We start from the raw sequence: 21,095 nt of genomic DNA on the forward strand, positions 1-21,095 counted from the left end.
ATATGCCTGGCAAAAACCTGAGCGTTGAGCTGTTCAAGCCTCGTTTTAAACACCCTGAAACCTCGACCCTGGTGCGACTGCGTCGTCACGCCACACATGAGGTGCATTCTGCGCTGGATGGGGACAGCCAGCGTGGCTGGTACCGGATGCTTAATAAGCTGATGTGGGCCTGGCGTGGTTTGCCCTCCCAGGAGATTAGCGAGGTGCTGGCGCGAATCGCCATCAGCGATGTTGAGCACACCAATTCGGCGCTGCTGGATACGGTCATCGGTTACCGTAACGGTAACTGGAACTACGAGTGGAGCAGGCAGGCGGGCATCTGGCAGCAGCGGGCACTTGACGCGAACACAGACGAACACGATCGGGCTGGTCACGACTGGTTACATGCGTCGCATCTCTACAGCGTGGCGGCGTATCCTTATATAAAAGGCGATGAGCTGGCCGATCAGGCGCAGACGCTGGCCAGCCGCGCTTATGAAGAGGCAACCCAACGGCTACCCGGAGAGCTTAAAACGCTCACCTTTCCGATTCAGGGCGGCAGCCCGGTAAGCGGCTTTTTGCATATGCCGTCCGGCGTGGACGCGCCTTATCCCACCGTCATGTTTTGCGGCGCGCTGGATTCGCTACAAACCGATCATTATCGTCTGTTCCATGACTATCTGGCACCGCGTGGCATTGCCATGCTCACGCTGGATATGCCTTCCGTGGGCAATTCGATGAAGTGGAAGCTCAGCCAGGATACCAGCTTTCTGCATCAGCAGGTCCTGCGTGACCTGACCTCTGTCCCCTGGATCGATCACACACGCGTTGCCGCGTTGGGCTTTCGCTTTGGTGCCAATGTGGCGGTCCGTCTGGCCTATCTCGAATCACAGCGGCTTAAAGCCGTGGCCTGTCTGGGACCGATCGTACACAGTATGCTGACGCAGGCTCCTCTGCAGAACAAAGTGCCGGATATGTATATGGATATGCTTGCCAGCCGACTCGGCATGACGGGCACCACGGACAGCGCATTGCGGGCGGAACTGCTTAGCTATTCCCTGAAAAATCAGGGCTTGCTGGGGCGCAGAACCGCAACACCAATGTTGTCCGCCTACTGGACAAACGATCTCTTCAGCCCGGAAGAGGAAAGCAAATTAATCGCTAACTCCTCGTCGCAGGGTAAGGCCTTGTTAATTCCGGTAAAACCGGTGATCGCCAGTTTTGATAAGGCACTTAATGAAATCAGCGACTGGCTGGCACAACGTTTGCAAAGATAGCTGGCAAAATTTGCCGTGTTTGCTACAACTACTAGCTGGAATCATTCGGATCGTCGAAAGACAGAGCAGCATGGCTGCTACGGTTCGGAATATAAAGCCTGTCCTTATGGAGAATTAGCATGACGTTACCGAGTGGCCATCCCCGCAGTCGCCTGCTTAAACGCTTCACGGAACTAGGACCTTACATCCGTGATGGAAAGTGTAGTGAAAACCGTTTTTTCTTCGACTGCCTGGCTGCCTGCGTGAATGTAAAACCTGCGCCCGAACTGCGTGAGTTCTGGGGCTGGTGGATGGAGTTGGAAGCGCACGCCGATCACTTTACCTACGTTTATCACATTGGTCTGTTTGACAAAGAAGGCGACTGGTCTGTCGCTACGATCAAGGGCAAAGATAACAACGCCCGCGTGGAAGAAACGTTACGTAATTTCCACGGCCGTCTAAAAGAGATGCTGAAAGAGTTTGAACTGGATCTGGTGCCTGCCAGTGATTTTGATGAAAAACCGGTAAAACTCAGCGCCTGACATCAGGCCCCTGCGAGGGCCTTTTTTGTACCCGCCTCAGGCAGCCAGAGTATCTGCAGGCAGACAGGGTCATGGGGCGACAGGAAAAGGAAAGGGCGAGTTTTGCAACTCGCCCTTTTAATAGACACATTCACATTGAGGGTAAAGCACTAAGCCTCTCCATAGCGCGGGCCGTCATTCCCTCGACAGTCCCTCTCGCCAGGTAAGACTCAGATTCATCAGAACTGGTAGGTCAGGCCGACAGCAACAACGTCATCGTTGTTAAGCGCCAGCTTGTTGTCTTTATCCAGTTGGTTGATTTTGTAATCAACAAAGGTCGACATGTTTTTGTTGAAGTAGTAGGTCGCGCCCACGTCGATATATTTAACCAGGTCAGCATTGCCGATACCGTTTTCGATATCTTTGCCTTTGGTCTGCACGTAGCCAATGGATGGGCGCAGGCCGAAGTCAAACTGATACTGCGCAACCAGTTCCAGGTTGTCAGCTTTGTTGGCGAAACCACCTACTGTACCTGTAGTATTGCTGAAGCTGCCTGGAACTGAAATTGGCGTCATGTTACGGGTTTCTGTATAGATCGCCGCAAGATAAACGCTGTTGGCATCATATTTTAAACCAGTACCCCATGATGTGGCTTTATCGCCGCGACCATAGGTTCCCGCGACCTGGGCATTGGTACGATCAGATGAAGTGATCGCACCTAATACGCTTACACCAGAATCAGGAATGGTATAGCCCAGTGATGCACCAAAACCATCGCCGTTCTGGCGGGAGGTATCTGTACGGCTGTTTGCAGAAGTCGAGTCATTTTTACCCTGATACTGAAGAGCAAACTTCAGACCGTCCACCAGACCAAAGAAGTTGGTGTTACGGTAGGTCGCTACGCCAGTAGCGCGCTGTGCCATAAAGTTGTCGGTACGTGCCGTGCCGTCACCACCAAATTCCGGGAAGACGTCAGTCAGAGACTCAACGTCATACAGCACGCCGTAGTTGCGGCCGTAGTCAAATGAACCGTACTGAGAGAATTTCAGACCGGCAAAGCCCAGACGAGTTTTGTTGTTCTGGTTAGCATCACTGCCTTCAGAGTTATTTGCCTTGTACTCATATTCCCACTGGCCGTAGCCGGTCATCATATCGTTAATCTGCGTCTGGCCTTTAAAACCAATACGCACGTAAGATTTATCGCCGTTAGCACCGGCATTGTCGCTGAAGTAATGCTCGGCTTTAACCTTGCCGTAGAAATCCAGCTTGTTACCATCTTTGTTATAAACTTCAGCGGCCTGCGCAGCAGAGGTCAGGGCCAGAGCAGATACCACGATTGCCAGTGTACTTTTCTTCATTTGCTATCAATCCCAATGAGTAAAATTTTTTTGTCCTCAACGTCTTCCTGTTACAGGCATGGCTGCCTTTATTCTCCGGATGCTCAGTGAACAGGCCGGGGGGCATTCAGTTGCCGCCTTGTTACAACAAGAAAACTTTTGAGGCATCAATGAAAAAGTTTGTAAAACACGGACTTTTTACCGATCAACGATGAACTTTTTATGACAATTTTGATGTTTTGTTGTTAACAGGGAACTTTTGGTCTAATTGACGCTCTGCGAAATTTGCAGTTTTTCCCTTACTGGCTGTTGGCTTCCCTCACTGCACCTGTTAAAAAGTCGGTTCACAGAAATTTTTTACGGCAGGACAACATGAGTGGCAGTCAGACCCTTGTGGTCAAATTGGGTACCAGCGTTCTTACCGGCGGATCGCGTCGGTTAAACAGAGCGCACATGGTGGAATTAGTGCGTCAGTGCGCGCAACAGCACGCCGCCGGCCATCGTATTGTGATTGTGACCTCCGGCGCGATGGCGGCCGGTCGTGAGCATCTGGGGTACCCCGAACTGCCGCCTACCATCGCCTCAAAGCAGCTGTTAGCTGCCGTGGGGCAAAGTCGTCTTATTCAACTGTGGGAACAGCTGTTTTCCATCTACGGCATTCATATCGGTCAGATGTTACTGACTCGCGCCGATATGGAGGATCGTGAACGCTTTCTTAATGCGCGCGATACTTTGCGTGCCTTGCTGGATAATCACATCGTGCCCGTCATCAATGAAAATGACGCGGTTGCCACCGCTGAAATCAAAGTGGGTGACAATGACAACCTGTCTGCGCTGGCAGCCATGCTGGGTGGGGCAGACAAGCTGCTCTTACTGACCGACCAGCCGGGGCTGTTTACTGCCGATCCGCGTCATAACCCAGAGGCGGAATTAATCAGCGATGTGCATATTATCGATGATGCGTTGCGCGCCTTAGCGGGCGACAGCGTGTCCGGACTGGGAACGGGCGGAATGTCGACCAAACTGCAGGCCGCAGACGTTGCCTGCCGCGCCGGTATCGATGTGATTATTGCTGCAGGCAGCCGCAGCGGCGTCATTAGCGATGTCATTGCGGGCAAGCCGGTGGGCACCCTGTTTCATGCGCAGCAAACGCCGCTTGAAAACCGCAAACGCTGGATTTTTGGTGCCCCGCCAGCAGGCGAAATTACCGTGGACGACGGCGCGCTTGCCGCCATTATCGAGCGCGGCAGCTCACTGCTGCCAAAAGGTATCCGCGAGATTCAGGGCAATTTCTCCCGTGGAGAAGTCATCCGTATCCGCAGCCTGCAGGGGCGCGATATCGCCCACGGCGTTTCGCGCTATAACAGCGACGCGATGCGCATGATCGCAGGGCATCATAGTCAACAGATAAGCGAAATTCTGGGCTATGAGTACGGGCCGGTTGCGGTACATCGTGACGATATGATCGTCAGCTAAGGAACAGATATGCTTGAAGAAATGGGAAAGGCGGCGCGTGCCGCAGCCTGGGCGATGGCGGACCTGTCCGCAGCCGAAAAAAATCAGGTTTTGCTCACGATTGCTGACCGACTTGAAGCAGAAAGTGAGATTATTTTAACGGCGAATGAGCAGGATCTGTCCGAGGCGCGACAGAACGGTATGAGCGCCGCGTTGCTCGATCGTCTGACCTTAACGCCGGCGCGTCTCAGCGCGATTGCCAACGATGTCCGCCAGGTCTGCCAGTTAGCCGATCCGGTCGGGCAGGTGATCGATGGCGGCCAGCTGGACAGTGGGCTGCGCATTGAGCGCCGTCGGGTGCCGCTGGGCGTGATCGGAGTGATTTATGAAGCGCGTCCAAACGTTACCGTGGACGTCGCCAGCCTGTGCCTGAAAACCGGCAACGCCGCGATTCTGCGCGGCGGGAAAGAAACGTGGCGCACCAATGCAGCGACGGTGCGGGTGATTCAGACTGCCCTTCAGCAGCACGGTTTACCCGCGGGGGCGATTCAGGCTATCGAAAATCCGGATCGTGAGTTAGTCAATCAGCTACTCAAACTGGATCGGTATGTGGATATGCTGATCCCGCGCGGGGGGGCCGGCCTGCATAAGCTCTGCCGGGAAAATTCTACTATCCCGGTGATCACCGGTGGAATCGGGGTTTGCCATATTTATATCGATGACACCATGGACATTGCCCCTGCACTGGACATCATCGTCAATGCCAAAAAACAGCGTCCGAGCGCCTGTAATTCGCTGGAAACGCTGTTGATTGACGCCGCGATTGCCGATCGTTTTCTACCGGCTTTTACTGCGCGCATGGCCGAAGAAAATATCCCCTTACATGCTGATGCCAATGTTCTGACGCGGCTGCAACAGGGGCCTGCCAGCGTAACGGCCGTGAAAGCGGGCGACTATGACGATGAGTGGCTGTCGCTCGATCTGAACGTCAAACTGGTCGCTGATATGGATGAGGCGATTGCGCATATCCGTATGCATGGCACCCAACATTCCGACGCTATCCTGACGCGTAGCACCAAGAATGCGGCCCGCTTTGTGAAGCAGGTGGACTCTTCTGCGGTGTACGTGAACGCCAGTACACGTTTTACCGACGGCGCACAGTTCGGTCTGGGCGCAGAAGTTGCCGTCAGTACGCAAAAACTGCACGCCCGCGGCCCTATGGGGCTTGAAGCGCTGACCACCTACAAATGGATTGCCTGGGGTGATGACACCCTGCGTGCATAACTGCATTTTTTAAAATAAAACGGGGGCCTGTTCAGGCTCCCGTTTTTTTTATGCTGCTTTTTCCGCGCCACTCAATGGTAGAGTCTTACGTTTTTTGATGCGTTTTTAAGCCGTCAGAATGATATTGATCGACCAGGACGATTCAGTAGCCTGGCCTTTTTTTACAAAGAATGACTGAAAAGTGAGACTGCACGCGGCTTGCCGACGCATTCTGTGGTTCGCTGTGCGGTGATAGGGTGACAAATAATCAGAAATGCTAAGTCATGCTGTTAGGTAGTAAACTGACGGTAATATAAAATGAACTGGTAGCAAAAATGAAAAGAACATTCAGCGCCTCTTTCACGGTCAATTATTAACTAATGGTTAAAAAAGAAAGTACCAGACAAGCTTTCACCGCCAGGCTGATTGCAGCCTGCGAAAGTGCGGGCATTACTGGACACGGACGCAATAAACAGGTCGCCTGTGCGTTACAACGCCAGGGTTGCAAGATTTCAGCACCGGGCGTGTGGAAATGGTTCAACGCGCAGTCCGTACCCGATAATGGCAATTTACTCGCGCTCAGCCAGTTACTGGGCGTCAGGGTTGAGTGGCTGCAACACGGTATGGATCAGCCTCCGGAATCCTATCCCCTTCACGCATTTCCCGGCCCAAAAAACACCTTTCGCGTGAACAGTTTTGATTTTGGGCAAAAGTCAGCGGTAGGCGATGATTTTGTCGAAATCATTCAGGCCATTGAATACGATCAGGATGAGGCCCGGGTTCTGTTCAGCGGCCGTCCTGCCGACCATATCCGGCTCATTGCCATAAACAGCGATGCCATGTCCGATACCTTTGGCCCGCGCGATCAGCTGTTTGTTGACATAAGCGTTCAGAATTTTGACGGAGACGGTATCTACATTTTTACGTTGGATGAGCAGCTGTATCTCAAGCGTCTGCAGCTGCAACACAAAAGAATTGCCGTCATATCGGACAACAAACGTTACGAAACCTGGTATCTCGACAGAGACGATGTCGGGAGTTTAAACGTACTGGCTAAAGTCATTATGAGTCAGGCCCGGCAGTATCATATTCTGGGATAGGCCATCCAGCAGGCCTGCCCGCATATTCTGTAAAAAAATAATCGGCCTAAATTCAAAAAGTTAACTTTCAGTTAAAAATAAATTAACTGGTGGTATTTGATAAAGCATAAGAACCTGTTAATAATTTGAACATGGATGAAACAACGTGTTACCTCATGGATGAAACGCTCTTAAACAATTGAGGCGCTGCACAAGCGCGAATCAACCCCCCCAAAAGCTAATGAGCTTTGGGATGGGGTGGATGCGCCTAATGCAGCGTCGTCAGATGCCGCCTGTTCCCTTTTGCTGACCCTTCCACCTGACTGATTATTCAGCCGGGAGGTGCGCCTGCGAACAGCTTTCAGCGACATTCGAGCCTGTTCTTCAGACCCAAAACACTCGCCAGCCACCCTATCGCCAAAGACTCATTCACAGGAGGAGTTATGGCGATAATTCACTATGGCAAAAGCGTTTTCATCGGCAACGCACGTACCCGCCGTCATCAGCGGCGTCAACCTCTCAACCGTCTCAAACAAAGCATCGACGATGCGCTTAACTACCCACCCGAACCCCGACCTTTGCGACGCGCTGAACAAATTTGTCAGCGGCAGGTTACTTCTGTGGTTGACCGCGCGGTAAGCGCGCCACAGCGGAGAAGCAAAGAGATTTCAGGTTTTGATAACTGCTGTCTGCCCCATGTTCACCTTTACGCGGTTCGCTGAACGCGACGACCGTCACCGATCCACTGCCTGTAGCAGGCCGCGCCATCCTCCCTTCCTGTGCCTGATTTTTAGGCAAAACGTTAGTGCTGCTGCATTTTTAACCGTTCTGCCGCTGCGTTTATCGCTGGCACTAATCAGTTTGCTTTATGTTTTTTCATGGTGGATGGGCTGCCTGCATCATCACTGAGGAGTTTCTATGAGCCAGATTATTGCAATACTGAATTTCGAAGAAGGTTACGCCGAAATGCCCTATCTCGATTCACTGGGGTTTCCTACGGTTGCCGGAGGGATTCGTATCGGACCAAAAGGGGCGTCATTAAGTAACTATGTGCTGCGGGTGCCGCGTCGGGTGGGCGATGTGTGGAAACAGTGCATTCTGGAAAACAAAATCACGGATATGCAAAGTCGCGCTCCCCTGAAGCAGGCGCTGGCAAAGTGCAATGACGCACGAACCGATGTGTTGATGAGCATGGCATATCAACTGGGCGTTGACGGAGTTTTGCAGTTTAAAAATATGCTCAGTGCCATCACGCGCGAGCATTTTACGGAGGCGGGCGATGCCATGCTCAACAGTCTCTGGGCCCGGCAAACCCCCGGGCGCGTCAGGCGTCATGCTGAAGTCATGCGTAGCGGTAACTATGACATCTACCGGGGGCTGCTATGAGATGGTTATTTTTCATCATTGCCGTGCTGACCGTCATCATTATTTTGCTGCTGATGCAGCGTTTCACCACGTTGCAGTTCGTTTCCCATGCCAAATTGTTATTTAAAACCTGGTCTGTATGGCTGGCTTCGCTGGGGTCAATGCTCAGCGCCTGGGTTCAGTCATTTCCGTCGTCTGCCCTCAGTGCGTGGCAAACGCTGCCTGACGATGTGAAGAACATCCTTCCCCACAATTACCTTGGTCTCATTGGCGCCTTTATGGTGGCGATGGGCGTCATTGCGCAATTTGTTCGCCAGAAAAACCTGCTGAATGAAAAGCGCCAGAGCAAAGAGGAGGCATCATGACGTTTTTTTCTCTGTTTACCAGCGGCTGGCACGGGCTGGCGGCGATGGGTGCACTGATCATCGCCGTCGTTGCCAGCTACGTCGGAGGTAAGAAAATCGGCAAGGTGCAACAGCAAGCCCGGTCGGAAGCCGACAGCGCCAGGCAAGAGGCAAATCGCATGGCGAATGTTACTCATCAACAGCAACGCAATAGTGAGGAGGCGAAGCGTGTGGCGACTGATAACCTTAATCTTGATGACGCTGCTGCTCGCGACAAGCTGCAGCAGTCCAAATATCACCAACCCTGAGCCCATCATTTATCGCGATTCAGCCTGCATCCTCTTTTCCCCGATTTATACCCATGGCGATGACGCCAATAAGGCCGACATTCGCACCGTGCGCGCCATTAACAGCCATAACGATTTATGGGATGTCCTGTGTGGTCATTCCGCTGCCGAAGATTCTTTAACCTTCTGATTTACAGCCTATTATCCTGAGGAGGATATCATGATTGAAGTTAACTCATTTGCTGAGCTTCGTACGACCATGCCGTCAAAACCAGGTGAAATTGCCGTACTGAAACGCTACTACGATAAAGATTCCAGCTTTCGTGGCGGCGGCGATTTTGTGGGGTTTACCGGCACCACGATTTTAAAAGATGATGGCGGTACGGTAGCCATAGGAAACGGCTTCTACTGGAAGCGTTCAATCAACGATCCGCGAGAAGTGAACATCCTGCATTTTGGGGCCAAGGGCGATGGCGTCACGGATGACACCGATGCGTTTAAACGTATTCTCGGCTGGTCACAAACTTACAGCCAGAATATGAAGGGATTGCCGGTACGTTTCCCGGGCGGGCGTTTTCTGATTATGCCCATGGATCTGAGCAATGCAGAAATCCCGTTCTTTGGCCTGGCCGGGGACGATCTGGCGCTGGGTTCTCTGCCCGGCACCACCATCGTATCAGATAAAAGTGCCAATACCCTCTTCAAAGTTCAGGCACGGCGCACCACCATTCGTGGGATTACCTGGGACGGACAGGCCACGGCGGATACCGTCACCAACACGGCCACCATTACCCCTGAAATGTGCAGCAATGTTCAGCCGTTTTTTGAAAACAGTTGTATGGCAGGGCAAATCGTTAATATCAGCTGCTTTCGGGGGCAGCGCAGCGGTGGAACCATCTTTAAGCTGCAGGACACGCTCGACAGTAAGTTTGAGCAAATCTATACCAATACCACCTACTCGCGCGTTTTCGATATCGGCTGGTCAGGTTCCCCCAAAGGCGTCTGGGATCACTCTACGGCCGTTGAGTTATGCAATGCGAATTTCCAGACGGGCTATGGTGATGCCACGCTGTATATGCCGCGTATGACGCAGGCGATTATGCGTAACGTCTGGATTGAACATACGCGCAATCCCGGCGATCTGTCTGATGGCGGCTGGACCATCGATACGCTCAACGTCGAGAACTGCAGTACCCCATTAATACTGAACAACGCCCGCGTGGTAATGCGTCATATTAACCTGCAGTCAGGTTCAAAGCTCAGCCAGGACCTTGTGGCAGGCAAGTGGCTTTCTACCTTCGAGTACGGCTATCGACGTGACGAGAACTACGGCACTTTCATGAGCGGTTCGCTACGGGCCGGGTACTTTAGTGGCTATAAGGTAGTGAACAATACGGAGACGGATAACTGGTATCGTCTTGGGCAGGTATTTTTCCCGGCGCCTAATCAACAGTGGGTCATTGAGTTGATCGGTAAAGCGGATAACACCACGCCTTCAGGTACGGCAGGCTCGCCCGTCAATATGCCCGGCACGGGCAAGACCTGGATCAACCTGCAGCGGCTGGATACGGTCTGGGCAGATGCCTGCCATATGGGGCAGCCTGCGGTGATGGACATTCGCTATAACCGTGTGGGAACCACCTATGCCGGTATCTGGGTTAAGCTGCGAGCCAACAGTGGTGAAACCATGTTTAACCTGAAAACCACCGGTCCGACGCGCTTTGATACGGGTTCCTGTTCCCTGTTTCAGAGTGACCTGTCGCTGGTGGATGACGTATCGAAAGTGGGCACGCTCAAGCCTGCCGCACGCTTTGGGTTACATAATGGCGTCGCGGGCGTGGGCGCCAATGAAAAAGGCGTGGTAACCCTCGCCACGGCGGCGGGGTCGCCGACCAATAAAACAACGCCGACGGGTTTTGTGCTCATCAATATTAACGGTACCGATCGTAAAGTCCCTTATTACGATTAACGCTGGCAATCCTACGCGAGGCTTCGGCCTCGCTTTTTTTTGCTTTAAGCGCAGTACCTGTCTCTTCCGCCGCTCTTTGGTTTGATGGGGATCTGAATGCCTGCCGGATATATTCGTGGAACGCATTGATGCCAGTCTTTGTTATTTAAACGATTGTTAAACGACGTCAACTCAGGTTGCGGGAGTAACACCTGAAAGCGCACTACTTGACAAAAAATTTTGCAATTTAATACTAAAAATTATTCTTCCATTAAATCTCCGCAAGAAACCATCCATTCTTGCAACATAAGGAACACGTTGTATGGTGGCTGCCATCATTATTGGTATTTTTATTATTAGCGTAATCTATGCACACTCGCGCGGTGTAGAAAAACAAAAGTTCTCGCGTCAGTTGTTTGATCACTCGACCTTTATGGCACCTGTTAATATGTTCATGACAGGCTTTTCAAGATTGCCAGCGAAACAGCCCTATTTTCCGACAGAGGAATTTCCAGAGCTTCGCGAGTTGACCGATAACTGGCAGGTCATTCGCGAAGAGGCGATACGTCTTCAGGATCATATCAAAGCGGCCAAAAGCCATAATGATGCAGGGTTTAATACCTTTTTTAAGCGTGGCTGGAAACGGTTTTACCTTAAATGGTATAGCGACGCACATCCGTCTGCCCAGCAGCTCTGCCCGGTCACCACGGCTCTGGTCAGTAAAATCCCCTCAGTGAAAGCGGCGATGTTTGCAGAGCTGCCGGCGGGCAGTCATTTAGGTAAACATCGCGATCCCTATGCGGGATCGGTTCGCTATCACCTCGGCCTTGTGACGCCCAACGATGACCGCTGCTTTATTGAGGTGGATCGACAACGTCACAGCTGGCGCGACGGGCAGGCGGTTATTTTTGACGAAACCTACGTGCACTGGGCACAGAATGAAAGTGAGCAAACGCGTATCATTTTATTCTGCGATATTGAGCGTCCTATGAAGTGGCGCTGGGCACAGGCCATTAATCACTGGGTAGGCAGTACCCTGATGTCGGCAGCAGCCTCACCCAATGACGAAAATGACAAAACGGGTTTCATCAACCGCATTTTTAAATACGTTAATGCGATTCGCGATGCCGGACAAAATTTAAAAAAACGGAACAGGACAGTCTATTACTGGGTTAAGCACTCCTCGATTGTACTGATATTCCTTGCGATCATCGTGCCGAGTATCGTGATGTAGAAAGGGAATGACAGCCAGAACAGCACTCAGCGTCTGGCTGAATCCATAATACAGGCAGTGAACACCGTTATTTGGGTTTAAACTGCCTTACATCAATCGCGTATCGTTTTATTTTTCGCCATAACGTGGTGCGGCCGATGTGTAACAGATCAGACATCGCCTGCACTTTGCCCTGAGTCATGCGGGCAGCCTGGAGGATCGCTTCTTTTTCAATCGCGCTAAATGACAGATTATCCGGCAGCAGAGAGGCGTTTGCGGCATTGTCAGGTTGCTCAGATAAAAGCGATTCTGGTAGGTTATTCCATCGGATATGGCCATGTTCACTACTGATAGCAATATTTTCAATTACGCTGTTTAATTCAAAGTCATTACCGGGCCAGCCATAACCCATTAATTGCGTCATCACCTCGTCATCAACTTTAAAGCGCGAGGAAAAACGTTTTTCCAGCCTGCGTAGGCGGTGATTAATTAAACAGGGAATGCTGTTACGCCGCGCGCGCAAGGGCGGAATGGCAATCTCAAAGGAATGTAATGCGTAATAAAGCTGACGGCTAAAACGATTCTGTTCCACAAGATGGGCCAGATTAACGGTAGTCGTGGCAATCACTTTAATATCAACGGGGATCAGCCGCCGCGCATCAAGGCGAGTCAGCACGCCTTGCTTGATGACCTGAAGCAGAACAGATTGCTGTCCGGGTGTCAGATATTCAATCTTTTCTAGAAACAACGTGCCGCCGCTGGCCAGTTCCAGACGGCTTAAACGGCCATCTCTATCCTCGCCGGGTGCACTGCCTGTAAAATCCTCTCCCTGTGTATTGTCGGCATAAAGCTGACAGTTAACCGCAATATAAGGGCCGCTTGCCCGGTCACTTTCATTATGAATCGCCTGGCTCAGCAACTCTTTACCTACCCCTTCTTCCCCGCACAGTAAGACAGGAAAGCTGCCTTTGGCTGCCTGACGACCAAAATGTATTAAACGACGCGTGTCGGCATCCTCTTCTGGCATTTGTTCAAAGGTGTGACTGACTTTACCCAGTTGGCTGGTCATGAGTTGACGGACCTGCTCAACCGGATGGAGCAGTAAAATAAAGCTGTTGCCCTGAACTTCAACAATGGGTTTCAGGGTAATCACCGCATCAACAAACTGATGCTGACTCTCAAAGGTGACTTCCACATGTTTTAATCCCTGTACCTGCTTAATCGCCCGGCGCAGCAGAGCCGGCAGCGTGATCAGGTCAGCGATATTCTTTCCCTGACTGGTTAAGGCATCAAGGTGCAACTGCCGGGCTGCCTGAGCATTCAGGAACTGCAGGACGCCTTGCTCATTCCACGCCATGACGCCGTCGTCCATGCTCTCCAGCAGGCCATAAAGCTGGTTCAGATGGCGGTTGGAATCGGCTAACAAATTGTCTGTTAACAGTGAATTGCCTATTTCCCGGGCAACAGAAAGCGTAAGCGAGAGATCGGAGGGCGCCTGATCCTGATAAAGACAGGCCAACGCGATAGAGCCAAATAAACGACCGTGATTATCGAATATGGGTGTAGAGCAGAAAGACCAGGTATGAAGAGCCCGTTTGAAATGCTGTTCCCGGCTGGTTTTTAATGGCTGGCCTTCAAGCGCGGCCAGCGACAGGGCGCAGGTACCGATGATACTTTCCGCACAGTAACTTCCCTCCTGCAGGCCTAATTTCTCAAGATCCAGCAGCGTCTGTGCATCGCCACAACGGTTTAAGATACAGGCGGATTCATCAAGAATAAACAGCGCACAAGGGCGGTTCGCCATATATTCCCACGCATCCTCAAGCGTGGCCTGGCCAATGGTGAGCAGGGCGGTTTTGCGGCGGCAAATCGACGCGTAAGTTAATCCCTGTGCCTGATGCGGTGCTTGCCAGTTATCCCGCTGCATGTATTTACTGCAGCGGTGCCATGACTGAGCTATCACCGCTGAAACGTGTTTATCGCTCTCGGGCGCGAACACTGTCATATCCATTTCCGCTGAAAGACCATAAAGAATCCCCCCAGCCGCGCAGCCAGGGGGAAGTCGTTGCCCGGAGACTCGGGCCAGCGGTTTACCTGTGACAGATTAACGCGACAGCCACTGCTGTCCTAGCAGATCGGCAGTGATAATCGCCGCATAAACGCTGTCTGGTGTGACCGGGAACGGCATATTGTGGATGGTTTCGCCTTCTACACAGGCCGCCTCGGCAACCGCCTGAATTTTTTTCTCGATATCCTGTTTCACGCCCATTTGCCCCAGGGTGACAGGCAATCCTACTTTCTGGCAGAACGCCAGCACGGTTTCGATCTCTTCTGTCGGGCTGTTCTGCAAAATTAACTGGGATAACGTACCAAACGCGACCTTTTCACCGTGATAAAGGTGATGGCACTCTTCCAGTACGGTAAACGCATTATGAATGGCATGCGCGGCGGCAAGACCACTGCTTTCAAAGCCAATCCCGCTGAGGTAAGTGTTGGCCTCAACGATACGTTCCAGCGCATCTGTTACCACGCCTGCCTGAGCCGCAAAGCGAGCCTTTTCGCCTTCCGCCAGGAGCGTTTCATAGCACAGCCGCGCCAGGCTTAACGCTGCGGCCGTCGACTTGCCGCCTGCCATGCTGGTTGCGCCAGAATCGTAACAGGCTTTGGCTTCAAACCAGGTGGACAGGGCATCGCCCATTCCCGCGACCAGTAAACGTACCGGTGCTTTGGCAATGATCGTAGTATCCATCACGACCATGTCGGGGTTTTTGGGATAGATCAGGTACTCTGCAAACTCACCGGTTTCGGTATAAATCACAGACAATGCGCTGGTGGGCGCGTCGGTGGAGGCGATGGTGGGGATAACCACCACTGGCAGTTTGAGATACCACGCAATCGCCTTGGCCGTATCCAGCGTTTTACCGCCCCCTAATCCGATGACGCCGCGGCAGCCGTTTTGTTCTGCTAACGTCATCAGCCGGTTGATTTCAGTCCGGCAACATTCCCCGCTGAAACGTTCTGCATGACAGGTGACGTCATGTTCAGCAAGGCCGCTCAACACCTTATCGCCCGCCATGTTCATTACAAAGTCATCGGCAATCACAAAAAAACGATCGGCCAGGTTCTTTGCGTACTGGCCGAAGGACATGGCGGCATTGGGGCCCTGAATATATTTCGCTGGAGACTGGATAATTTTTGGCATTCCTTTCACCCTCAAGTAAGAACATGTTCGCATAGTGAACGCTGGCATCTCTCTGGCTCGACTTGCAGTGAAAGCCGAATGATGGCCGACGTCGCGTTTCACTTTACGCGCGACATGGAGGTGAAAAAGTTTTGCGGCCAACGTTCTGATATGGAACACCTTACCGCTCCGCACGTTTCATACTGGAACAATAAACCAGGTTTGAAAGCTATGTTGCGATCGCGATCGTCTCCAGCAGTGTAAAACGGCAAAATGTGGCGACGATTTTCCTGACTACATGACGCGCGATGCTGTCTGCCGCTAAAAAACTTGCCTACTCAACGGTCTTTATTTATCGCTTCCGCTGTCATGACTTGCTTTGCCTCTCATTTTCACCCAACAGACGCGTGATATGTTTCATTATGGAACATAAAAAACCTCACGATGTTCCGTTATGAAACTCTTCATCCTGACATTTTTTTTCTCGTCGACTCCATGAGAATCAGTGCGTCGACGAGCGGTCTGCCGCCGTTACCGTTCCCCCCGTAATCGGGTTGTCTTTGCCTCAGGCAGAGTGACAGCTAACCGCATCCAACGGAGCATAAAGAATGAAAAAGCTGATTAACCGTGTGGAAGATGTATTGAGTGAACAACTGGCAGGATTGGCAAAAGCCCATCCTGAACTGACGCTTCATCAGGATCCCGTCTGCATGACGCGAGCCGATGCGCCTGTAGTGGGAAAGGTTGCGCTACTTTCGGGCGGCGGCAGCGGCCATGAGCCGATGCACTGCGGTTTTATTGGTCATGGCATGCTGTCTGGCGCCTGCCCCGGCGAAATCTTTACCTCACCCACGCCAGACAAAATGTTTGAGTGCGCCATGAAAATTGACGGCGGTGAGGGCGTACTGATGATCATTAAAAACTACACCGGCGATATCCTCAACTTTGAAACGGCAACCGAACTGCTGCACGAAAGCGGCGTGAAGGTCACGACGATAGTCGTGGATGATGATGTCGCTGTAAAAGACAGCCTGTACACGGCTGGACGTCGTGGCGTGGCGAATACCGTGCTGATTGAAAAACTGGTTGGCGCTGCCGCAGAGCGGGGCGATTCTCTTGAAGCCTGCGCTGCGCTGGGACGTAAGCTGAATAACTGTGGTCACTCTATTGGCATCGCGCTGGGCGCCTGTACCGTTCCCGCTGCAGGAAAGCGCTCGTTTGAACTTCAGGACAATGAAATGGAGTTTGGTGTCGGGATTCATGGCGAGCCGGGTATCGATCGCCGCACCTTTACTTCACTGGATAACACGGTCGATGAGATGTTTGAAACCCTGCTGGAGAATGGCACCTACAGCCGCCCGCTGCGTCACTGGGATGTCGAGACCGGTAGCTGGCAAGAAGTGCAGCACACCAAGCAGGCTTTAACACGCGGCGACAGAGTCATTGCGCTGGTCAATAACCTGGGCGCGACGCCGCTATCAGAATTATATGGCGTGTACAACCGCCTGGCGCAGCTTTGTGAAGAGCAGGGGATCACTCTTGAGCGCAGTCTGGTAGGCAGTTACTGCACTTCACTGGATATGGTGGGCTTTTCCATCACGTTGCTCAGCGTGGACGATGATTCCCTGGCGCTGTGGGATGCGCCGGTCCATACACCAGCCCTGAACTGGGGCCAATAAGGAGATCGATATGTCACTGACCCGCGCCCAAATTGTGAGCTGGCTTTACCGCTGTGGTGAAGTTTTTACCCGTGAAAGTGATTTTTTGACCGGACTGGATCGTGAAATCGGCGATGCCGATCACGGTTTAAATATGCATCGGGGATTCAGTAAAGTTGTCGAGAAGCTGCCTTCTGTCGAAGATAAAGATATCGGCTTTATTCTTAAAAATACCGGTATGACGCTGCTCTCAAACGTAGGCGGAGCCAGCGGGCCGCTGTTTGGTACGTTCTTTATTCGTGCGGCTCAGGTTACCCAGGCGCATCAGAGCCTGACGCTGGAAGAGCTGTATCAGATGATTCGTGAAGGGGCGGAAGGGGTCATTAACCGCGGTAAAGCCGAGCCTGGCGATAAAACCATGTGCGACGTCTGGCTCGCGGTCGTGGCGTCACTGCGTCAGTCCAGTGAGCAGAATGTCTCACTCACCGCCGCTCTTGATGCCGCCTGCCAACAGGCGGAGTCAGCCGCCCAGTCAACCATCACCATGCAGGCCCGCAAAGGGCGCGCCAGCTATCTGGGTGAGCGCAGTATCGGTCATCAGGATCCCGGTGCAACCTCGGTCATGTTCATGATGCAAATGCTGGCCGCCGCCGCCAGGGAGTAAGGAGAGAGGAATGGTAAACCTGGTGATCGTGTCACACAGTGCAATGTTAGGCGAGGGCGTGGAAATGCTGGCCCGGCAAATGTTAACCGGCGATAATTGCAGGATCGCGGTCGCCGCCGGCATTGACGATCCTGATCATCCCATCGGCACGGATCCGATAAAAGTGATGGAGGCGATTGAGGCTGTCGCGGATACCGATCATGTGCTGGTCATGATGGATATGGGAAGTGCCCTGCTCAGTGCTGAGACGGCACTTGATCTGCTCGATCCGGTCATTGCTGAAAAAGTGCGCCTGTGTGCAGCACCGTTGGTGGAAGGCACGCTGGCGGCCACCGTCAGCGCGGCGGCGGGAGCGGACATCGACACAGTCATTGACGTTGCCATGAATGCGCTGGCGGCGAAACAGGCCCAGTTAGGGATAACGCCTCCCGCGCACGCCGCTTCGCTGCCCGCGCAAGCGCCCGATTCGGACGCGCGTTCGGTTACGGTCACCATCAGGAACCACCACGGTCTGCACGTTCGTCCTGCTTCGCGGCTGGTCGCTGCACTGGCAGGAATGAACGCTGATCTGGTGTTAGAGAAACAGGGGCAGTGCGTGAAGCCAGACAGCCTCAACCAGATTGCTCTGCTTCAGGTTCGCTGTCATGACGCCGTTACCTTGTCGGCGAGTGGGCCCGATGCTGAGCGTGCCCTGGCCGCATTTGAATCCCTTGCGGCGGAAGATTTTGGCGAACATCCCGAGTCGATGGCGTTAAAAACATCGGCGTCCACCGTCGAAAAGGTTCAGGGTAAAGCGGTGTTTTATCCCCTGCCGCTGGCGCAGCCTGCCAGGCACCCTTGCAGCGACGTCGGGCAGGAAGAGCGGCGGCTGCAGCAGGCGATAGTAGATACGCTCAATGACCTGAATGCGCTGGCTGCCCTGGCAGAGAAGAAATATGGTGCTTCGGTGGCGGCTATTTTCTCAGGCCATTACACGTTGCTGGACGATCCCGACCTGTTTGACGCTGCCTGTAAGGTCATCCGTAATGACTCGTGTTGCGCTGAATCAGCCTGGTATCAGGTGCTAATGGAATTAAGCCAGCAATATCAGCACCTGGATGATGCGTATTTGCAGGCGCGGTTTATTGATATCGAAGACATACTGTACCGAAGCCTGTGCCACCTGAAAGGGCGCGACATCAGGCTGCCGACACCAGACGTGCCCGCCATTATCGTGGCAGACGATATCTTTCCGTCAGCGGTCGTTAATCTGAATGCGCAACTGGTAAAAGGCATTTGCCTGCGGGAGGGCAGCACGCTGTCACATGCCACAATCATTGCTCAGCAGGCCGGTATTGCCTTTATCTGTCAGCAGGGCGCAGTGCTGGATATCATTCAGCCAGAGGACAGGCTATTGATTGATCCCGCTGCACAGCGCGTGAGTTGCGCATAACGCTAGTGTTCATTAGCCTCTGGTATCTGTTTCAGGGGCTTTAATTTATTTGGCCAAAATTTCAGTTAAATCTCTTTTTGTTCCCTTAACCTTTCGACAAACCTCCTCTCATTTTGACGCATTTTTATCCAATAATTAGCCGATATTTCAATCAGAAAACATAAATAAATCGCGTCCCACAAATGGGTTTCCGCCAGGGACTACCTTGGGATTTCATGTTTATTTTTATTCGGGAAAGGCTCAAGAGAGTGCATTTTAGTTAAGGGGATATTTTTAAAATCATATTTGGGTTAAGGCGGGAAACAGTGAGTGATTAAATAAAATATATATCAAGCTGTCGTCTTTTACTTTTATCAGGAATTTTCCAATAGTTTAGGTGATATTATGCTTTCACTGCTTTACAAAAAACTTACATTTCTTTTCATTGGGCTTACCTATGAGAGCAAAGACAGGGAAGTGGCTGGCGTTGAGCGCCGCGCTTATCACGGTAAGCGCACTGGCTGCGCCGTTGACGCCAGGCGATCGCGATTATATCCAGACTCAGCAACAGCAACGCCTGCAGCAGGATCAGCAGCAGCGTGATGCACTCTGGCAAGCTGTGTCACCGCGTATAGTCCCCGCTCCCCGTGCTGATGCGTCAGGCCGTTGCTTTACTATTCATCAGATCATAATCCGCAACGCCACACTGCTTTCCGCCAGCCAGCAGCAGTCACTGACTTCTGCTTACGTCAATCGTTGTCTGGACTTAACGCAAATTAATGCGCTGGTACATGCGATTTCCGACTGGTATATGCAAAGGGGTTATATTACCAGCCGGGCTTTTTTAACAGAACAGGATCTCTCTTCTGGCCAGCTAATTATTCCCGTGCTGGAAGGCAAACTGGACACCATTATTCTGGACGGTAAACATCCACACCTGTTGCGCATGGTATTTCCGGGGCTGGAAGGAAAAATCCTGAACCTGCGCGATATTGAGCAGGGCATGGAGCAGATTAATCGCGTACGCACGGTACCTGTTCAAATCGAAATTCAGCCGTCACCTAAACCGGGTTATTCCATTGTTAATCTGACAGCAAAACCTGAATTTCCCCTCAGCGCGACCTTGGGTTTTGATAACAGCGGGCAGCGCAGCACCGGCCTGGGCCAGCTTAACGCCTCTCTGACCGGAAATAATCTTTTGGGGCTGGCGGATCGCTGGTTTGTCAGTGGTGGGCGCAGCAGCGCATTCAGCCACTGGCGCGATGCGCAGAACTTACAGGCCGGCGTCAGCGTGCCTTATGGTTATGGCCTGCTGGATTACAGCTACAGCTGGAGCAACTACCACAGCCATTTTATCAATAACGATTTCACGTGGTTCAGCAACGGCAACAATATTGCACATCGCCTTAACGGCTCCTGGGTTTTATTTCGCAACGGCGATATCAAAACGGGCGTGCAGATTGGCCTGAATCACTATTCCAGCCACAACTATCTCAACGATGCGCCTCTGATAAGCAGTAGCCGCAAATTAACCAGCCTGCAGTTTGGCCTGAACCACACTCAGAAAATTGCCGGTGGCGTCGCCACGCTTAACCCATCGTTTAGCCGTGGTATGCCGTGGTTTGATGCCGAAAGCGATGAAGGCAAAAACGGTAACCTGCCGAAAGCAGAGTTTCGTAAATGGAGCATCAGCGCCAGCTATCAAAAACCGCTCACCAACAAGCTGTGGTGGCTAAGCAGCCTTTACGGACAGTGGTCACCCGATCACCTTTACGGTAGCGAACGACTCACGCTGGGCGGCGACAGCTCTGTGCGTGGCTTCAAAGAGCAATACCTGTCGGGCGATGTAGGCGGTTACTTACGCAATGAGCTGGATTACAGCCTGTTTACGTTACCGGGGCTGGGTGAAGTCACGGCACTGGCGGCGGTGGACGGCGGCTGGCTGAGAAGCGATCCGCAAAACCCACAGTTTACCGGCACGCTCTGGGGCGGTGCCGTGGGGCTTGGCACCCGCAATCAACATTTTTACACCCAGTACACCGTCGGCATTCCGCTCAGCTATCCCGGCTATTTACAGCCGGATCACGTCAGCATTTACGCCCGCGTCGGGCTGGTATTCTAAAAAGAGGAACTG

At 52.4% G+C, this 21,095-nt stretch carries 18 protein-coding genes; 15 read left to right on the top strand and 3 right to left on the bottom strand.

Annotation, left to right across the window (positions count from 1 at the left end):
* Positions 1-2: 2 nt before the first annotated feature.
* Positions 3-1,256, top strand: coding sequence for an esterase FrsA (frsA, locus tag ACPXSQ_RS00330; RefSeq protein WP_014593013.1), 1,254 nt, complete (start codon positions 3-5; stop codon positions 1,254-1,256).
* A 119-nt stretch (positions 1,257-1,375) separates the two neighbouring features.
* A complete protein-coding gene (crl, locus tag ACPXSQ_RS00335; protein ID WP_015700889.1) occupies positions 1,376-1,777 on the top strand; it encodes a sigma factor-binding protein Crl in 402 nt (133 codons plus the stop codon).
* A 218-nt stretch (positions 1,778-1,995) separates the two neighbouring features.
* Here the strand turns inward: crl and ompC are convergent, their stop codons facing one another.
* The gene (gene ompC / locus ACPXSQ_RS00340; RefSeq protein ID WP_015700888.1) at positions 1,996-3,114 is read right to left on the bottom strand and encodes a porin OmpC; all 1,119 of its coding nucleotides are present in this window, start codon (positions 3,112-3,114) and stop codon (positions 1,996-1,998) included.
* Positions 3,115-3,465: 351 nt separating this feature from the next.
* Between ompC and proB the strand changes: the two genes are divergently transcribed.
* The 9 genes from proB (at position 3,466) to lpxO (ending at position 12,068) form a co-directional block, all read left to right on the top strand.
* A complete protein-coding gene (gene proB / locus ACPXSQ_RS00345) occupies positions 3,466-4,569 on the top strand; it encodes a glutamate 5-kinase (RefSeq protein ID WP_024471994.1) in 1,104 nt (367 codons plus the stop codon).
* A gap of 9 nt (positions 4,570-4,578) precedes the next feature.
* Positions 4,579-5,832 (top strand): glutamate-5-semialdehyde dehydrogenase, encoded by a 1,254-nt coding sequence (proA, locus tag ACPXSQ_RS00350; protein ID WP_426142454.1) that lies wholly within the window; start codon positions 4,579-4,581, stop codon positions 5,830-5,832.
* 359 nt (positions 5,833-6,191) lie between these two features.
* Positions 6,192-6,911, top strand: coding sequence for an XRE family transcriptional regulator (locus ACPXSQ_RS00355; RefSeq protein ID WP_210522810.1), 720 nt, complete (start codon positions 6,192-6,194; stop codon positions 6,909-6,911).
* 422 nt (positions 6,912-7,333) lie between these two features.
* Entirely contained in the window at positions 7,334-7,612 is a 279-nt protein-coding gene (locus ACPXSQ_RS00360) for a hypothetical protein (protein ID WP_013024787.1), read from the top strand.
* Between the two features lie 196 nt (positions 7,613-7,808).
* Positions 7,809-8,276, top strand: coding sequence for a hypothetical protein (locus ACPXSQ_RS00365; RefSeq protein ID WP_013024788.1), 468 nt, complete (start codon positions 7,809-7,811; stop codon positions 8,274-8,276).
* Complete coding sequence (locus tag ACPXSQ_RS00370; RefSeq protein ID WP_104933194.1) at positions 8,273-8,620, top strand: hypothetical protein; 348 nt, start codon at positions 8,273-8,275, stop codon at positions 8,618-8,620. Before ACPXSQ_RS00365 ends, ACPXSQ_RS00370 begins: the two co-directional genes overlap by 4 nt.
* Complete coding sequence (locus ACPXSQ_RS00375) at positions 8,617-8,907, top strand: hypothetical protein (RefSeq protein WP_013024790.1); 291 nt, start codon at positions 8,617-8,619, stop codon at positions 8,905-8,907. The genes ACPXSQ_RS00370 and ACPXSQ_RS00375 overlap by 4 nt, the downstream gene beginning before the upstream one ends.
* Before the next feature lie 199 nt (positions 8,908-9,106).
* Positions 9,107-10,855 carry a glycosyl hydrolase family 28-related protein gene (locus ACPXSQ_RS00380; protein ID WP_015700885.1) on the top strand — a complete coding sequence of 583 codons (1,749 nt, stop codon included), beginning with the start codon at positions 9,107-9,109 and terminating at the stop codon, positions 10,853-10,855.
* Positions 10,856-11,156: 301 nt separating this feature from the next.
* Positions 11,157-12,068, top strand: a complete 912-nt coding sequence (gene lpxO, locus ACPXSQ_RS00385) for a lipid A hydroxylase LpxO (protein ID WP_013024792.1) — start codon at positions 11,157-11,159, stop codon at positions 12,066-12,068.
* A gap of 67 nt (positions 12,069-12,135) precedes the next feature.
* Here lpxO and dhaR read toward each other — a convergent pair whose 3' ends face one another.
* The gene (gene dhaR / locus ACPXSQ_RS00390) at positions 12,136-14,052 is read right to left on the bottom strand and encodes a dihydroxyacetone kinase operon transcriptional regulator DhaR (RefSeq protein ID WP_072138597.1); all 1,917 of its coding nucleotides are present in this window, start codon (positions 14,050-14,052) and stop codon (positions 12,136-12,138) included.
* Positions 14,053-14,151: 99 nt separating this feature from the next.
* Positions 14,152-15,249: a glycerol dehydrogenase gene (locus ACPXSQ_RS00395; RefSeq protein ID WP_014606491.1), complete on the bottom strand. Its 1,098-nt coding sequence runs from the start codon at positions 15,247-15,249 to the stop codon at positions 14,152-14,154.
* Positions 15,250-15,836: 587 nt separating this feature from the next.
* Here ACPXSQ_RS00395 and dhaK point away from each other — a divergent pair.
* The 4 genes from dhaK (at position 15,837) to ACPXSQ_RS00415 (ending at position 21,083) form a co-directional block, all read left to right on the top strand.
* Positions 15,837-16,907 carry a dihydroxyacetone kinase subunit DhaK gene (gene dhaK / locus ACPXSQ_RS00400; RefSeq protein ID WP_072137834.1) on the top strand — a complete coding sequence of 357 codons (1,071 nt, stop codon included), beginning with the start codon at positions 15,837-15,839 and terminating at the stop codon, positions 16,905-16,907.
* 10 nt (positions 16,908-16,917) lie between these two features.
* On the top strand, positions 16,918-17,550 hold the full coding sequence (gene dhaL / locus ACPXSQ_RS00405) for a dihydroxyacetone kinase subunit DhaL (protein WP_013024796.1): 633 nt from the start codon (positions 16,918-16,920) through the stop codon (positions 17,548-17,550).
* A 10-nt stretch (positions 17,551-17,560) separates the two neighbouring features.
* A complete protein-coding gene (gene dhaM / locus ACPXSQ_RS00410) occupies positions 17,561-18,982 on the top strand; it encodes a dihydroxyacetone kinase phosphoryl donor subunit DhaM (RefSeq protein ID WP_426142460.1) in 1,422 nt (473 codons plus the stop codon).
* A 436-nt stretch (positions 18,983-19,418) separates the two neighbouring features.
* On the top strand, positions 19,419-21,083 hold the full coding sequence (locus ACPXSQ_RS00415; protein ID WP_158150407.1) for a ShlB/FhaC/HecB family hemolysin secretion/activation protein: 1,665 nt from the start codon (positions 19,419-19,421) through the stop codon (positions 21,081-21,083).
* Positions 21,084-21,095: the final 12 nt, after the last annotated feature.

This window comes from Pantoea sp. EEL5, assembly GCF_049892805.1.
GTDB classification, from domain to species: domain Bacteria; phylum Pseudomonadota; class Gammaproteobacteria; order Enterobacterales; family Enterobacteriaceae; genus Pantoea; species Pantoea ananatis.

Coding starts and splice junctions, on each gene's coding strand:
- ACPXSQ_RS00360 (WP_013024787.1), top strand. CDS start 7,334: ATGGCGATAATTCACTATGGCAAAAGCGTTTTCATCGGCAACGCACGT.
- dhaR (WP_072138597.1), bottom strand. CDS start 14,052: ATGACAGTGTTCGCGCCCGAGAGCGATAAACACGTTTCAGCGGTGATA.
- proA (WP_426142454.1), top strand. CDS start 4,579: ATGCTTGAAGAAATGGGAAAGGCGGCGCGTGCCGCAGCCTGGGCGATG.
- ACPXSQ_RS00375 (WP_013024790.1), top strand. CDS start 8,617: ATGACGTTTTTTTCTCTGTTTACCAGCGGCTGGCACGGGCTGGCGGCG.
- crl (WP_015700889.1), top strand. CDS start 1,376: ATGACGTTACCGAGTGGCCATCCCCGCAGTCGCCTGCTTAAACGCTTC.
- ACPXSQ_RS00380 (WP_015700885.1), top strand. CDS start 9,107: ATGATTGAAGTTAACTCATTTGCTGAGCTTCGTACGACCATGCCGTCA.
- ACPXSQ_RS00355 (WP_210522810.1), top strand. CDS start 6,192: ATGGTTAAAAAAGAAAGTACCAGACAAGCTTTCACCGCCAGGCTGATT.
- dhaL (WP_013024796.1), top strand. CDS start 16,918: ATGTCACTGACCCGCGCCCAAATTGTGAGCTGGCTTTACCGCTGTGGT.
- dhaK (WP_072137834.1), top strand. CDS start 15,837: ATGAAAAAGCTGATTAACCGTGTGGAAGATGTATTGAGTGAACAACTG.
- lpxO (WP_013024792.1), top strand. CDS start 11,157: ATGGTGGCTGCCATCATTATTGGTATTTTTATTATTAGCGTAATCTAT.
- ACPXSQ_RS00415 (WP_158150407.1), top strand. CDS start 19,419: ATGAGAGCAAAGACAGGGAAGTGGCTGGCGTTGAGCGCCGCGCTTATC.
- dhaM (WP_426142460.1), top strand. CDS start 17,561: ATGGTAAACCTGGTGATCGTGTCACACAGTGCAATGTTAGGCGAGGGC.
- proB (WP_024471994.1), top strand. CDS start 3,466: ATGAGTGGCAGTCAGACCCTTGTGGTCAAATTGGGTACCAGCGTTCTT.
- ACPXSQ_RS00395 (WP_014606491.1), bottom strand. CDS start 15,249: ATGCCAAAAATTATCCAGTCTCCAGCGAAATATATTCAGGGCCCCAAT.
- ompC (WP_015700888.1), bottom strand. CDS start 3,114: ATGAAGAAAAGTACACTGGCAATCGTGGTATCTGCTCTGGCCCTGACC.
- ACPXSQ_RS00370 (WP_104933194.1), top strand. CDS start 8,273: ATGAGATGGTTATTTTTCATCATTGCCGTGCTGACCGTCATCATTATT.
- ACPXSQ_RS00365 (WP_013024788.1), top strand. CDS start 7,809: ATGAGCCAGATTATTGCAATACTGAATTTCGAAGAAGGTTACGCCGAA.
- frsA (WP_014593013.1), top strand. CDS start 3: ATGCCTGGCAAAAACCTGAGCGTTGAGCTGTTCAAGCCTCGTTTTAAA.